The organism is Streptomyces sp. SL06 (genome assembly GCF_058244745.1).
Genome location: NZ_JBSYOT010000002.1, coordinates 7,062,790 through 7,076,239, shown reverse-complemented (window position 1 = coordinate 7,076,239; position 13,450 = coordinate 7,062,790). Strand labels below are relative to the sequence as shown.

General features: G+C 71.6%; 14 protein-coding genes. 10 read left to right on the top strand and 4 right to left on the bottom strand.

Annotated features, from left to right (window positions below; translation table 11 throughout):
• The first annotated feature begins 133 nt into the window (after positions 1 to 133).
• Genes mftA through mftF form a run of 6 tightly spaced genes read left to right on the top strand, consistent with a single transcriptional unit; the run spans position 134 to position 5,409 of the window.
• On the top strand, positions 134 to 292 hold the full coding sequence (gene mftA, locus AC4IHM_RS32335) for a mycofactocin precursor MftA (protein ID WP_490870513.1): 159 nt from the start codon (positions 134 to 136) through the stop codon (positions 290 to 292).
• Positions 293 to 310: 18 nt separating this feature from the next.
• Positions 311 to 628 (top strand): mycofactocin biosynthesis chaperone MftB, encoded by a 318-nt coding sequence (mftB, locus tag AC4IHM_RS32330; RefSeq protein WP_490870512.1) that lies wholly within the window; start codon positions 311 to 313, stop codon positions 626 to 628.
• Complete coding sequence (gene mftC, locus AC4IHM_RS32325) at positions 625 to 1,854, top strand: mycofactocin radical SAM maturase (protein ID WP_490870511.1); 1,230 nt, start codon at positions 625 to 627, stop codon at positions 1,852 to 1,854. The genes mftB and mftC overlap by 4 nt, the downstream gene beginning before the upstream one ends.
• Before the next feature lie 45 nt (positions 1,855 to 1,899).
• Entirely contained in the window at positions 1,900 to 3,132 is a 1,233-nt protein-coding gene (mftD, locus tag AC4IHM_RS32320; protein WP_490870510.1) for a pre-mycofactocin synthase MftD, read from the top strand.
• Positions 3,133 to 3,136: 4 nt separating this feature from the next.
• Positions 3,137 to 3,862 (top strand): mycofactocin biosynthesis peptidyl-dipeptidase MftE, encoded by a 726-nt coding sequence (gene mftE / locus AC4IHM_RS32315; RefSeq protein ID WP_490870509.1) that lies wholly within the window; start codon positions 3,137 to 3,139, stop codon positions 3,860 to 3,862.
• A complete protein-coding gene (gene mftF / locus AC4IHM_RS32310) occupies positions 3,859 to 5,409 on the top strand; it encodes a mycofactocin biosynthesis glycosyltransferase MftF (protein ID WP_490870508.1) in 1,551 nt (516 codons plus the stop codon). Before mftE ends, mftF begins: the two co-directional genes overlap by 4 nt.
• Here mftF and mftR read toward each other — a convergent pair.
• Both mftR and AC4IHM_RS32300 read right to left on the bottom strand, forming a co-directional pair.
• Positions 5,325 to 5,933, bottom strand: coding sequence for a mycofactocin system transcriptional regulator MftR (gene mftR / locus AC4IHM_RS32305; RefSeq protein ID WP_490870507.1), 609 nt, complete (start codon positions 5,931 to 5,933; stop codon positions 5,325 to 5,327). The genes mftF and mftR overlap by 85 nt on opposite strands.
• 110 nt (positions 5,934 to 6,043) lie before the next feature.
• Entirely contained in the window at positions 6,044 to 6,910 is an 867-nt protein-coding gene (locus tag AC4IHM_RS32300) for a mycofactocin-coupled SDR family oxidoreductase (RefSeq protein WP_490870506.1), read from the bottom strand.
• Between the two features lie 141 nt (positions 6,911 to 7,051).
• Here AC4IHM_RS32300 and AC4IHM_RS32295 point away from each other — a divergent pair, with 141 nt between their 5' ends.
• From AC4IHM_RS32295 to AC4IHM_RS32285, 3 genes are all read left to right on the top strand, one after another.
• Entirely contained in the window at positions 7,052 to 8,197 is a 1,146-nt protein-coding gene (locus AC4IHM_RS32295; RefSeq protein ID WP_490870505.1) for a serine hydrolase domain-containing protein, read from the top strand.
• Positions 8,198 to 8,375: 178 nt separating this feature from the next.
• Entirely contained in the window at positions 8,376 to 9,209 is an 834-nt protein-coding gene (locus tag AC4IHM_RS32290; RefSeq protein ID WP_490870504.1) for a mycofactocin-coupled SDR family oxidoreductase, read from the top strand.
• A 50-nt stretch (positions 9,210 to 9,259) separates the two neighbouring features.
• Positions 9,260 to 10,018, top strand: coding sequence for an enoyl-CoA hydratase/isomerase family protein (locus AC4IHM_RS32285; protein ID WP_490870503.1), 759 nt, complete (start codon positions 9,260 to 9,262; stop codon positions 10,016 to 10,018).
• Between the two features lie 172 nt (positions 10,019 to 10,190).
• Here the strand turns inward: AC4IHM_RS32285 and AC4IHM_RS32280 are convergent, their stop codons facing one another.
• Entirely contained in the window at positions 10,191 to 10,961 is a 771-nt protein-coding gene (locus tag AC4IHM_RS32280; RefSeq protein WP_490870502.1) for a crotonase/enoyl-CoA hydratase family protein, read from the bottom strand.
• The gene (locus tag AC4IHM_RS32275; protein ID WP_490870501.1) at positions 10,958 to 11,725 is read right to left on the bottom strand and encodes an SDR family NAD(P)-dependent oxidoreductase; all 768 of its coding nucleotides are present in this window, start codon (positions 11,723 to 11,725) and stop codon (positions 10,958 to 10,960) included. The genes AC4IHM_RS32280 and AC4IHM_RS32275 overlap by 4 nt, the downstream gene beginning before the upstream one ends.
• 176 nt (positions 11,726 to 11,901) lie before the next feature.
• On the opposite strand from AC4IHM_RS32275, the gene AC4IHM_RS32270 reads away from it, so the two are divergent.
• Positions 11,902 to 13,449 carry a class I adenylate-forming enzyme family protein gene (locus AC4IHM_RS32270; protein WP_490870500.1) on the top strand — a complete coding sequence of 516 codons (1,548 nt, stop codon included), beginning with the start codon at positions 11,902 to 11,904 and terminating at the stop codon, positions 13,447 to 13,449.
• Position 13,450 lies beyond the last annotated feature (1 nt).

The following is a 13,450-nucleotide window of genomic DNA, read 5'->3' as shown; positions in this document are numbered from 1 at the left end:
CGCACACCGTCTAGCCTTTTGGCACCGGATGCCAATACTCTGCCATCGGACTCGTCCGTCACCGGTGTCGGTGACGTATCCGTCAAGCCGTCGAAGCCTCGGTGCTCCGGCTCGAACATGAGGAGAGAGATCCATGGATCGGACGACCACGACCCCCGCCCGCCTTCCCCTCGACGACGCGGAGTCCCTCCCCGCGGTCATGGACCTGGCGCCGGCCGGCGCCGACGAACTCGTCGAGGCGGACGACCTCGTCGAGGAGGTCTCGATCGACGGCATGTGCGGCGTCTACTAGGAACCGGGCGACCACTCCGTGCCCGCCTCGCACCCGAAGCCGTCCGCGACAGCGCCGGCGGCTCTGGACCTGGACCGCAAGTGGACGCTGCACCCCCAGGTGTCGGTACGGCCCGAGCCCTTCGGGGCGCTGCTGTACCACTTCGGCACCCGCAAGCTGTCCTTCCTCAAGGATCCCCGACTGCTGCACGTGGTCCGGGAGCTGGACTCGGCGTCCACCGCCCGGGACGCGTGCTCGCGCGCCGGCGTCCTCGATCACCAACTCCCCCGCTACGCACGGGCCCTGGCCGTGCTGGCCGAATCGTCGATGCTGGTGGAAAGGACCGTGAGAGCATGACCGCGACCTCCCCGAGCGCACAGGACGCCCCCGCTCCACGCCTGACGGATCTGTTCGAGCTGGGTCTGGACTCACCGATCTGTCTGACCTGGGAACTCACCTACGCGTGCAATCTGTCGTGCACGCACTGCCTGTCCAGCTCCGGCCGCCGCGACCCCCGCGAACTCTCCACGGACGAGGCCAGGGCGGTGATCGACGAACTGGAGGCCATGCAGGTCTTCTACGTCAACATCGGAGGCGGTGAACCCACGGTCCGCCCCGACTTCTTCGAACTCCTCGACTACGCCACCGATCACCGCGTCGGCGTGAAGTTCTCCACGAACGGCGTCCGGATCACCCCCGAGGCCGCACGCCGACTCGCCGCCAACGACTACACCGACGTCCAGATCTCCCTGGACGGTGCGACCTCCGAGGTCAACGACCGTGTCCGCGGCGCCGGTTCGTACGACACCGCGCTGCGCGCACTGGGCAACCTCGCCGACGCGGGCATGCGGAACGCCAAACTGTCCGTGGTCTGCACCCGGTACAACATCCCTCAGCTCGACATGTTCAAGGCGCTCGCCGACCGGTTCGGGGCCCAGTTGCGGCTGACCCGGCTGCGCCCCTCCGGACGCGGCGTGGACGTTCGGGACGAACTGCACCCTCTGCCGGAACAGCAACGCGTCCTCTACGACTGGCTGGTGGACCGTGGCGACGACGTGCTGACCGGCGACTCCTTCTTCCATCTGTCGGCGTTCGGGTCGGCCCTGCCGGGGCTCAACCTCTGTGGGGCGGGCCGGGTGGTGTGCCTGATCGACCCCGTCGGGGACGTCTACGCCTGCCCCTTCGCCATCCACGACACGTTCCTGGCGGGGAACGTCCGGGACACCGGTGGCTTCACCGAGGTCTGGCGCCACTCGGACCTCTTCCGGCGGCTGCGGGAGCCGCAGCAGGGCGGGGCGTGCGCCTCCTGCTCCTTCTACGACAGCTGCAAGGGCGGCTGCATGGCCGCCAAGTTCTTCACCGGTCTGCCGCTCGACGGACCCGACCCCGAGTGCGTCCAGGGACACGCCGCACCGCTGCTCGCCGGCCGGACGACGCTCCCCGAGCCGTCGAGCGACCACTCACACCGCGCTGCGCCGCCCGCACGAGGCGGCCCGGTTCCCGTCGTCCTGAGCAGGCGCCCGGACCACATGCCGGTCGGCGCGTGCGACGAATCCCCCCTGTCCGGCTTCCGGCCCGCCTGAGCGCGCCGGAATCCGGTGCACCGCACTTCACGAGAGCAGGGATCCATGAGCAGGAACGGTTGGTTCGAGACGGTCGCCGAGGCACAGCGGCGGTCCAGGAAATACCTGCCCGGCATGGTGTACGGGGCACTGCTCGCGGGCTCGGAGCGCGGCCGGACGATCGACGACAATGTCGGCGCCTTCGCCGAACTCGGCTTCGCCCCGAGGGTCGTGGGCCATCATGCCGAGCGCGAACTGTCCACGACCGTGCTGGGCATGGACGCGGCCTTCCCCGTGGTGATCTCTCCGACCGGTGTGCAGGCGGTGCATCCCGAAGGTGAGGTCGCCGTCGCCCGCGCCGCCGCGAGCCGCGGTATTCCCATGGGACTCAGCTCGTTCGCCGCCAAGCCCGTGGAGGAGGTGACCGCGGCCAACCCGGACACCGCCTTCCAGCTGTACTGGTCCGGCAGCCGTGACACCATCCTCCAGCGCATGGAGCGGGCCAGGGCGGCCGGTTGCAGGGCGCTCGTCCTCACCCTCGACTGGTCCTTCTCCAACGGGCGCGACTGGGGCAGCCCGTTCATCCCGGAGAAGATCGATCTGCGGACCGCGGCCAGGCTCGCTCCGGGTGTGCTGCCGCGTCCCCGGTGGCTGTGGGCCTTCGCCCGCACCGGCCGCCTCCCCGACCTCACCACCCCCAACCTCCGGCCGCCGGGCGGGCAGGCACCGACCTTCTTCGGCGCCTACGGCGAGTGGATGAACACCGCGCCACCGACCTGGCAGGACGTCAGCTGGCTGGCCGACCAGTGGGGCGCTCCGTTCCTGCTCAAGGGGGTGAGCCGGGTCGACGACGCCAAGCGTGCCGTCGACGCCGGAGTCACCGCGATCTCGGTCTCGAACCACGGCGGCAACAACCTCGACACCACTCCGGCGACCATCCGCGTCCTGCCTGCCGTGGCGCAAGCCGTGGGCGACCAGATCGAGGTGCTGCTCGACGGCGGCGTGCGCCGCGGCGGCGACGTGGCCAAGGCCCTGGCCCTGGGCGCCGACGCGGTGCTCGTCGGGCGTGCCTACCTGTGGGGGCTGGCCGCGGGCGGACAGGCGGGCGTCGAGAACGTCCTCGACATTCTGCGTGGCGGGCTCGACTCCGCGGTCCTCGGCCTCGGCCGGGCCTCGGCGGGTGAGCTGGCGCCGGACGACCTGGTGATCCCCGACGGCTTCACCCGGGTCCTCGGCGCCGACGGCCCCGCCTCTGTGGCGCCCGACGCGTCCCGGGCCGCCCCCGGCATTGCGACCTGACGTCGTGGACACGCCTCTGAGCCGCACCACCTGGCCCCGCGTGCCGTCGTCCGGGGCCACCGTTCTCGTCCCGGTCGGATCCACCGAGCAGCACGGCCCGCACCTGCCCCTGTCCACCGACAGCGTCATCGCCCACGCGGTCGCCGAACGCGCCGCGGGCCGGCTGCCCGCCCCGGTGTGTGTGGCGCCTGTGCTCGCCTACGGCAACAGCGGCGAGCACGCCGGGTTCGCGGGCACCGTCTCGATCGGCCACGAGGCCCTCTGCCTGGTTCTGGTCGAGCTGGTGCGCTCACTCGGGCTCTGGGCGTCGCGCACGGTCTTCGTCAACGGACACGGCGGCAACGTCCGTACCTTCGCAGCCGCGGTCGCGCATCTGCGCGCCGAGGGGCATCGGGTCGCCTGGACCAACTGCGACTTCCCGGGCGGCGACGCGCACGCGGGCCGTACCGAGACCTCCCTCATGCTCCACCTCGCGCCCGCCGACGTGGAGTTGAGGGCATCCAAGGCCGGCAACACCGCGCCGCTGGCAGCGCTCCTGCCGGAGCTGATCGCTTCCGGCGTACGCGCCGTGGCCCCCAACGGCGTGCTCGGTGATCCCTCGGGAGCCTCCGCCGAGGAAGGCGCCCGGCTCCTGGAAGCACAGACCGACGCCGTGGTGCGCCGTGTCCTCGCCTTCCGCGCCGGCCGGCAGGGGCAACTCCTCGAACCGACGGGAGGCCCACTTCGATGAGGTCCCATCCGTACGGGCCGCGCGGCAGGACCGCGGCGGCCCCGTCGGCCGGCGCCCTGCCGCCGACAGCTCCGGACGCGCCGCTGCCGCTCGGCTTCCGGATCGCCCTGGACCGCAACACCCGCGTGCTGGACGGGGGAAGGGCCCTGCTGGGCGGCGCTCCGCTCACCCGGCTGCTGCGGCTGACGGCGCGTGCGCAGGCGCTCCTCGACGGTGACCGGACCCTTCGGGTCGGGGACCGGGCCGGCGCGGTCCTCGCCGACCGGCTGCTGGAGCTGGGTCTCGCCCATCCGCTCCTCTCCGAGCTGCCGCCGCCGGCCGACCCGTCGCTCACCTATGTGATCCCGGTCCGCGACCGGCCGCGCCAGTTGGACCGGCTGCTCGACAGCGTGCCCCACGGCAGTGAGGTGATCGTGGTCGACGACGCCTCCCGCGAGCGCGGTCCCGTGGCAGCCGTCGCGCGCCGCCACGGAGCCCGTCTGGTCCCACTGGAGGAGAACCTGGGACCGGCGGGGGCCCGCAACGCAGGCCTGCGTCTGGTGCGTACACCTTTCGTCGCCTTCGTGGACTCCGACGTGGTCCTGGCGCCCGACACCGTGGCGAAGCTGCTCCGGCATTTCGCCGACCCCAGGGTCGGCCTGGCCGCCCCGCGCATCACCGGGCTGCGCGTCCCCGGCTCGCAGGGCTGGATCAGACGCTACGAGCAGGCCCGCTCCTCACTCGACCTCGGCGCTCGTCCCGCGCTGGTCCGGCCGGGGTCGTATGTCTCCTGGGCGCCCACGGCCTGTGTCGTGGGCCGGGTGGCGGCCCTCGGCGACGGCTTCGACGAGCGTATGCGCGTGGGGGAGGACGTGGATCTGGGCTGGCGAGTCGTCGCACGGGGCTGGCGGCTGCGGTACGAGCCCTCGGCCACCGCGGCGCACGACCACCGCACGGCGCCGGCCGACTGGCTGCGCCGCAAGGCCGAGTACGGCACCGGCGCGCTGCCTCTCGCCGAGCGCCACCCCCGGTCGGTCGCACCCGCCGTGTTCACCCCCTGGAGCGGTGCTGTGGTGCTGGCCCTTCTCGCCCAGAGGCGATGGTCCGTGCCCGTCGCGGCGACGCTGTGCGGTGTGACGGCGCTGCGCGTCGGCCGTCGGCTCGGCGGGACCGACCGCCCGTTCCTCACCGGCGCGCGGCTCACCGGCAACGGGGCCGTCTCCGCGCTCAGTCAGACCGGCGCGCTGATGACCCGTCACTGGTGGCCGGTCGGCGCGGCCCTGTGTGTCGTCTCCCGCCGAGCGCGCCGGGCGGCGGCGGTGGCCGCGGTCCTGGACGTGGCGCTGGAGTACCGGGGCGGCAGGGGAGGCCTCGACCCCTTCCGGTACACGGTGGCGCGACGGCTCGACGACCTCGCCTACGGCAGCGGCGTCTGGTGGTCGGCGGTGCGCGGACGTTCCGCTGCCGCACTGCTGCCGCGGGTTCAGAGCCCGTCGGCCAGCCGCCCGAACGCCTCGTCCATCACTTCCGCCAGGTCGGACCCCGCCTCGCGGAGCCACAGTTCGTAGGCGGCGACGGACGTGCCAAGAGCCACATGCCCCATCAGGGTCGGCCCGAGGTCCGTCGGTGCCACGCCGGACCGGGCGGCGGCGAACTCGGTGACGATGGTGCGCCACTCGCGGTAGCGGAGGGTGGAGTCGGCCTGAAGCGCGGGCACATGGAGGATCAGTTCCATGCGCCGTCGGTGCCATGGAACGACATCCGAATCGAACCGGTTGAACGCGACGATCGCCGTCCGCAGACCCGCCATCGCCGGCACGTCCGCGGGGACGGCCGCCAGCAGCTCGCGGAACCAGAGCAGATGGTTCTCGAAGTCTCCCCACACCAGGTCGTTCTTGGACGCGTGGTAGCGGAAGAAGGTCCGGCGTCCGATGCCGGCCGCGGCGGCGATGTCGTCCACCGTCACCCCGTCGAAGCCCCGGCGTTCGAACAACTCGAACCCGATGCGCTCCAGTTCGGCCCGGGTCGTCGAGCGCGGACGCCCGCCCCTGGCCCGCCTGTCGACGACCGTCCCGGAGTCACGCGGCTCCACCCGCTCTCCCTCCGCCCACCCGGTCGCGCGTCCACCGACCGGTCCCGGAGGGTCAGCCTACGCCCGCCGGGACGCCCGGCCGGGCACATACGCCCGAGCGGGAGCCGGTCTCAGGCGGGCGCTCCGGAGGTGCTGAGCCGCAACAGCGCGCCGGCGTCGACCTTGAGCTGGAGGCCGGTCACGTACCGGGATTCGTCGGAGGCCAGGAACAGCACCGCGTTACTGATGTCGGAGGGATCCACGTACGGCACCGGCATGGCCTGCACGCTGCGGAACGCCTCCTCGACATCCTCCCGGCCCGGTTCGGCGAGGTCGGGACGGAAGACCCGGTACATGGGCCCGCTCTGCAGCATGTCCGTGTCGCAGTTGGTCGGGTGCACGGCGTTGACACGGATGAACCGCGGCGCCAGTTGGAGCGCCAGGTCGTGCACGAAGCGTGCGACGCCCCGCTTGGCGTGCGAGTAGCCCGACCCGCCGGGGCCGTTCTCGGGACTGTCCGCGCTTCCGTGCATGAGACCGGCGGCCGATCCGATGCACACGACGGACGCACCCGTGCCGAGATGCGGATAGGCGGCCTCCACCGTGTTGATGACACCGACGAGGTTCACCCCGACCGCGTCCAGGAACCCCACCGGCTCGACGTCGGCGCCCAGCGGGGCGATACCGGCGTTGGCCACCACGATGTCCAGTCGGCCGAGTTCGGCGACCCCGGCGTCGACGGCCGCGGCGAGAGGAGCGCGGTCCCGCACGTCCACCGTGCGTGTGACGATCCGGCGCCCGGCCTTCTCGACCAGGCGGGCGGTCTCGGCCAGGTCGGGCTCCCGCCCGAGGGCGTAGTGGTTGGAGTCGATGTCCGCACAGAGGTCGACCGCGATGATGTCCGCGCCCTCCTGCGCCAGACGCACCGCGTGGCTGCGTCCCTGCCCTCGTGCGGCGCCCGTGATGAACGCCACCTTGCCTTCGACCCGTCCAGTCATGCCGATGCCCCTTGGTTCGCCACCGCACCTCTCCGCGACTATAGCGATGAATAAGTGAACTATATACACTCTTGCAAGGGGATTCGCCGGTGACCTCCAGCGCCACCGGTCCGTCGGGAACACGCGACCACAGGGGCTCTCATGACCAAGCACGTGGCAACGAATTCGGACCCCAGGATCGGCCGGGCACTCGATCAGGCACTCAGGGCCGGAGAGACGGGAGTCCAGATCGCGGCCTGGTCGGACGGCAGGCTGATCGTCGACGCCTGGGCGGGCGAGACCGGGACGGGCAGGCCGGTCGACGGCGACACCCTGTTTCCCGTCTTCTCCGTCACCAAGGCCGTGGCCGCGTCCGTCGCGCATCTCTACGCCCAGCGGGGCCTGCTCGATCTGGACGGACCCGTGGCGAAGGCCTGGCCGGAGTACGCCGCTCAGGGAAAGGGGGGCATCACCTTCGATCATGTGCTGAGCCATCGCTCCGGCGTGCCCACGATCGGCGCCGACACCACGCTGCGCGAGCTGTGCGACTGGGACACGATGACGGCGAAGGTGGCCGACCAGGTACCGATCGACCCGCCGGACGTACGCAATGCCTACAGCCCCTACGCCTTCGGATGGGTGCTGGGCGAAGCGGTACGGCGGGTCGACCCGGAACGGCGTTCCTTCCACGACATCGTCCGTCAGGAGTTGCTGCTCCCCCTCGGGATGGACGACTTCTTCCTCGGCCTGCCCGACGAGGAGCGGCACCGAGTGGCGGTCCTGGGCGGAGAGGACACTCCCGCCCTGCCGCCGAGCGACATGCTCGAGGCCGCGTCGCCCTCGCACTTGCCGTTCGCGGCCTCCCTGTTCAACCTGCCCGAGCTGCAACGCGCGGGGCTGCCCTCGGCCGGAGGCATCGCGACGGCCCGTGCCACGGCACGGCTGTTCTCGGCCTATGCGACGGTCGGGCGCCCGAGCGACACGAAGTTCTTCACGGCCGGCACACTGAGCCGCTGCCGGCGTCCACGGCCCGCGGATGTCGACCACACGTACGGGTTCCCCATACCGGTCGGGCACGGCGGTCTGTGGCACATCGCCCCCGGCGTGAGCGACAGCAGCCCGGACGGTGCCCTGACCGAGGGAATACTCTCCCACACCGGTGCCGGCGGCACGGTCGCCTGGGCGGAGCCGGAACGCGGACTGTCCGTGGCCATCCTGCACAACCGGTTGTTCTTCGGCCAACAGCCGATCAGTCCGTTCGGCGCGGTGGCGGACGCGGTCCGCGCGGTGGCCGCCGAGCAGAGCTGACCGGCGTCCGCCGACCGCGACATCTGACGGCGCCCGGCCCGGGACCGGCCCCGCGAGTGCCGTACCCCGGAACCGGCCGAATTCAGTTCCGCTGAACGGGCCTTCGCGGACCGGCGCCTCAATTCGGCTTCCACACTGCTGGTGCAGGACGAAGTGTCCCCACCACGAAGGAGTGCCGATGTCCGAGGGCCTTGCCGGAAAGGTCGCCTTCATCACCGGGGTCGCCCGGGGCCAGGGACGGGCCCACGCCGTGCGGCTCGCCCGGGAGGGGTGCGACATCATCGGGGTGGACATCTGTGCCGACATCCCGACGATGACGTATCCGAACGCCTCCGAGGACGATCTCGCCGAGACGGCCCGGCTGGTCCGGGAGGAGAAGCGGCGCATGGTCGCCCGCGCCTGCGACGTGCGCGACTTCGCGGCCCTCCAGGCGGCGTTCGACGAGGGGTACGCGGAATTCGGGCGGGTGGACATCGTCGTCGCCAACGCCGGCATCATCCGGCTCGGCGACGAGTCCGACGACTTCCTGGCCGACTGGAACGACGTGATCGACGTCAATCTCACCGGCGTGTTCCACACGGTCCGCGCCGCGCTTCCGGCGCTGCGGGCCGGGGGCCGGGGCGGCTCGATCGTGATCACCAGTTCGTCGGCCGGGCTCAAGGGCACGCCCTCGCTCAACACCAGCGGCATGGCGTACACCGCGGCGAAGCGCGGTCTCGTGGGACTGATGCAGAATCTCGCCGGCGCGCTCGCTCCCGAGTGGATCCGGGTCAACACGATCCATCCGACCGGCGTCCTGAGCGGCATGACCCAGAACGCGGCGATGGACGCGTTGATGGCGCAGGCGGCCACCGGCGACGACAACCTCATCTCCGGCATGCAGAACGCCCTGCCCCTCGACATCCTTCAGCCGGAGGACGTGGCCGGCGCGGTGGCCTACCTCGTGTCGGAGCAGGCCCGGTTCATCACCGGCATCCAGTGGCCGCTCGACGCCGGTTTCAGCATCCGCTGAGGCCGACCCGGTTCCGCCCCCTCCCGCCCACGACCGTGAGGACTTCCCGCATGCACACCCCGCCCTACTTCGACGCGTTCCCGGACTTCGCCTTCGAGCGCGGCCCGAGCGGAGTCCTGACTCTGCGGCTGCACAACGACGGTGGGCCGGCGCAGCTCAGCACACGGCTGCACCGTGACTTTCCCAGGGTGCTCAGAGAGATCTCCGAGGACCGGGCCAATCGGGTGCTGGTCCTGACGGGCAGCGGGGACCGCTTCATGACGGACATGGACCTGAGCGAGGACCGTCAGGCCTTCAAACCGCTCAACTGGGACGAGATCCTCTGGGAGGGCCGTCAGGTCCTGCGAAACCTGGTCGACCTCCCCATGCCGATCGTCGCGGCGATCAACGGTCCGGCCACCATCCACTCGGAGTGGGTACTGCTCGGCGACATCACCATCGCCTCCGACACCGCGCACTTCCAGGATCTCGCGCACCTGGCGGGCGAGGTCGTGCCGGGTGACGGTGTCCACGTCGTGTGGGAGGAGATCCTGGGGATCAACCGGGCACGCTACGCGGCACTGACCCAACAGGTGATCCAGGCCGACGAGGCACTCGGGCTGGGCATGGTCAACGAGGTCCTTCCCCCTTCCGGGGTCCTCCCCCGGGCCCAGGAGCTGGCCGAGAGCCTCGCGAGGAGACCGTCCCTGCTGCTGCGCCTCACGCCGCTCGCCCTGCGCCAGCGACTCGCCAGACGGCTGGAGGAGGGCACGACACTCGGGCTGGTACTGGAAGGTCTTTCCGTGGCCGACAAGCCGTACCAGGTCTGACCACTGTGCGTGGACGCCGGCCGCAACCGGACGGTTCGCCCGCTTCCCGCCCCCTCCGCTCGAACCCGCCCGGCGCGGCACCCGGCGCACGACACGCGCCTCACCGCCGCTGATCCCGCCGCGGCGGCGAGGCGAACACATCAGGTGGGATCCCCGATGTGACGAAGCATCACTAGCGGCCCCGCCAGAGCGGGTCCCGGCGTTCCACGAAGGCCTGCGCTCCCTCGCGCGCGTCGTCCGAGGCGAAGACGGGGTCGGAGAAGGCGGCCTGCCGCTGCCAGGCCTCGTCCTCGGGCCATCCGAGGGCCGCGTTCGCCACGCTCTTGGCGCACCGGACGGCGAGGGGCGCGTTGCGCGCGATCCGCTCCGCCAGGTCGAGCGCGGCGTCGAGCGCCCGGCCCGGGGGCACGACGCGGTTGACGAGTCCGAGGGCTTCGGCCCGCGGCGCGTCGATCGGGTCGCCGGTGAGCAGCAGTTCCATGGCGACGGAGTGCGGAAGCCGGCGCGGCAGCCTCAGCATGCCGCCGCCGCGCGCCACCAGGCCGCGACGCACCTCCGGCAGCCCGAACCGCGCGCCTTCGCCCGCCACCACCAGGTCGCAGGCCAGGACCAGTTCGAACCCGCCGCCGAGCGCCCAGCCCTCCACGGCGGCGAGGATCGGCTTGTTCGGCGGGGCCTCCACCAGCCCTCCGAAACCGCGTCCCGGCAGGGCGGGGCGCTCCCCCGCCGCGAACCGTTTGAGATCCATGCCGGCGCAGAAGGTGCCGCCGGCCCCGGTCAGCACCGCGACGGAGAGCCCGGGTGAGCCGTCGAGGCGGTCCAGTGCCTCGGCGACGATCTTCGACGCCGCGAGCGTCATGGCGTTCTTCTGCGCCGGCCTGTTGATCGTGATGACGAGAACGCGTCCGTGCTCGGCGACCAGCACCTCGGGTTCGGTGCTCATCGGGGCCCCATCCGCAGGGCGCCGTCGAGGCGTACGGTCTCGCCGTTGATGTAGGGGTTGCGCACGAGGGTGAGGGCCAGGTCGGCGTAGTCCGCGGCGTGGCCGAGGCGCTTGGGGTGCGGGATGGTCTCGGCGATGCTCTGCCGGATGTCCTCGCGCAGCCGGGCGAGCATGGGGGTGTCGAAGGTGCCCGGTGCGATGGTGTTGACCCGGATCGCCCAGCCGGCGAGGTCCCGGGCTGCGACCAGGGTCATGGCGTGCACGCCTCCCTTGGAGGAGGCGTAGGAGGTCTGGCCGATCTGGCCCTCGAAGGCCGCCGCCGAGGCCGTCAGGACGACGGCTCCCCGGTCGCCGTCCTCGACCGTGTTCCCGGCCATGGCGGCGGCGGCCAGCCGCAGGACGTTGTAGCTGCCGACGAGGTTGACCTCAAGCACCTGCCGGTAGCTGTCCAGCCCGGCGGGGTTGCCCGACTTGTCGAGGATGCGCAGCCGGTCGCCCCCGCGGCCCGCGCAGTGCACGACCGCCCGCAGGTTTCCGGACTCGGCCGCCGTCTCCAGGGCCGCGCGCAGGCTGTCCTCGTCCGTGATGTCGGCCGGTACGAACCGCACGCCGGGACCGAGCGAGGCCGCCACGTCGGCGCCGGGCGATGTGGGCAGGTCGGTGATCACGACCTTCGCCCCCGCCTCGGCGAACGCCGCCGCCGTCGCCGCCCCCAGCCCCGAGGCACCGCCGGTGACGAGTGCCGTGATCGCGTCTGTTCGCATGTGTTCTCCCGGAGTTCGACCATATTCATACCGACAGCTCAGTACAGAGATATACCTGTTTGCGCGGCCTGATCGGGTGCGGTCGCGCCCGAGCCCCCTTGGCCCCGCCTGGACACTCGCTCTAGAATCAAGTAACTAATTTACCTCAAACGACTGTCTCTCCGTAGAAGGGCGCCATGACGAATCAGGCACGCCCACTCCCTGCGGGGCGCAAGCTGCCCCTGCTGTCCACCTGGCTGCGCCGGGTGATGACTGTCGATCCGGATGCGACGGCACTGACCTTCGCGGACCTGAGCTTTCCCTGGTCGTACTTCACCGACGCCGCACGAACCCTGGACGAGCTGCTGCGGGCGCACCCCGAAGCGCGCAGCATCGGCCTCGTCCTGCGCAACAGACCGGCTCAACTGGCCGCGCTGCTGGCCGCCGTGGCCACCGGCCGTCAGGTCATCACCCTCAGCCCGCACGTGGGCGAGACGGGGCTGGCCGAGGACATCGTCGCGCTGGGCCCGGACGTCGTCGTCGCGGACGCCGACGACTGGGCCCGTGAGTCGGTGCGCGTCTCGGCACAGAAGGTGCGGGCCGTCGCGGTCCTCGCCTCCGCCGAGTCCGGGCTGAGCGCCCACCCCGTCGCCTGGGAGCCGGCGCCGTCGTGCCGGCCCGTGGACGACGTGGCGGTCGTCATGATGACCAGCGGCACGACCGGCCGCCCCAAGCGCATCTCCCTCACCTACGACCAACTCACCGCCGCCTTCCGGGCGGCGGGGACCCCCCTCGACGGAGACCCACGGCTGCGCTCGGGCTGCGTCATACTCTGGGCCTCGCTCGCCCACATCAGCGGTCTCTACTTCGCCATCGCCCATGCCTCGGAGGGCCGCACGGTGACCCTCATGGAGCGCTTCGAAGTGGACAAGTGGGCGGAGCTGGTGCGCCGGCACCGCCCGCGCTATCTGCGCCTGCCGCCGGCCACGATCCGTATGGTGCTCCACGCCGGCCTGCCCAGGGACACGTTCAGCAGTGTGCGCGCGGTCGGTTCCGGGACCGCTCCCCTGCCCCCGGAACTGGCCGAGGAGTTCGAGGAGCGGTACGGGGTGCCGGTACTCGTCATGTACGGCGCCACGGAGTTCGCCGGTGCCATCGCGGGCTGGTCGATCGGCGACCACCGCGAGTGGGGCCGGCGCAAACGCGGCAGCGTGGGACGTGCCCACCGGGGGATCGAGCTGCGCATCGTCGACCAGGAGACACGGAAGGTGAAGGAGACGGGAGGCACCGGTCTTCTGGAGGTCCGCGGCCCGCAACTGCCCACGTCCGACGGGCAGTGGCTGAACACGAACGACCTGGCCTCGCTCGACGAGGACGGTTTCCTGTTCATCCACGGCAGGGCCGACGAGGCGATCAACCGGGGCGGTTTCAAGATCCCGCCGAGTGTGATCGAGGAGGCCCTGTGCCGGCATCCGGCGGTGAGTGACGCCGCCGCGGTCGGCCTTCCGGACGACCGGCTCGGCGAGGTGCCCGTCGCCGCGGTCACGCTGAACGGCGAGGCCACGAAGGACGAGCTGATGGGCCATCTGGCACAGCGGCTGACCCGGTATCAGATGCCGGTGGCCCTGCGGATCCTGGACGAACTGCCGCGCACGCCCTCCTTGAAGGTCAGCCGGCCCGATGTGCGGGAGCTGTTCAGCGCGCCCCCGGCCCGGACCGCCCCGCCGGACCAGCCGACCGGCTGAC

Coding starts and splice junctions, on each gene's coding strand:
- AC4IHM_RS32290 (WP_490870504.1), top strand. CDS start 8,376: ATGTCCGAGGGCCTTGCCGGAAAGGTCGCCTTCATCACCGGGGTCGCC.
- mftD (WP_490870510.1), top strand. CDS start 1,900: ATGAGCAGGAACGGTTGGTTCGAGACGGTCGCCGAGGCACAGCGGCGG.
- mftC (WP_490870511.1), top strand. CDS start 625: ATGACCGCGACCTCCCCGAGCGCACAGGACGCCCCCGCTCCACGCCTG.
- AC4IHM_RS32280 (WP_490870502.1), bottom strand. CDS start 10,961: ATGAGCACCGAACCCGAGGTGCTGGTCGCCGAGCACGGACGCGTTCTC.
- mftF (WP_490870508.1), top strand. CDS start 3,859: ATGAGGTCCCATCCGTACGGGCCGCGCGGCAGGACCGCGGCGGCCCCG.
- AC4IHM_RS32295 (WP_490870505.1), top strand. CDS start 7,052: ATGACCAAGCACGTGGCAACGAATTCGGACCCCAGGATCGGCCGGGCA.
- AC4IHM_RS32300 (WP_490870506.1), bottom strand. CDS start 6,910: ATGACTGGACGGGTCGAAGGCAAGGTGGCGTTCATCACGGGCGCCGCA.
- AC4IHM_RS32270 (WP_490870500.1), top strand. CDS start 11,902: ATGACGAATCAGGCACGCCCACTCCCTGCGGGGCGCAAGCTGCCCCTG.
- mftA (WP_490870513.1), top strand. CDS start 134: ATGGATCGGACGACCACGACCCCCGCCCGCCTTCCCCTCGACGACGCG.
- AC4IHM_RS32285 (WP_490870503.1), top strand. CDS start 9,260: ATGCACACCCCGCCCTACTTCGACGCGTTCCCGGACTTCGCCTTCGAG.
- AC4IHM_RS32275 (WP_490870501.1), bottom strand. CDS start 11,725: ATGCGAACAGACGCGATCACGGCACTCGTCACCGGCGGTGCCTCGGGG.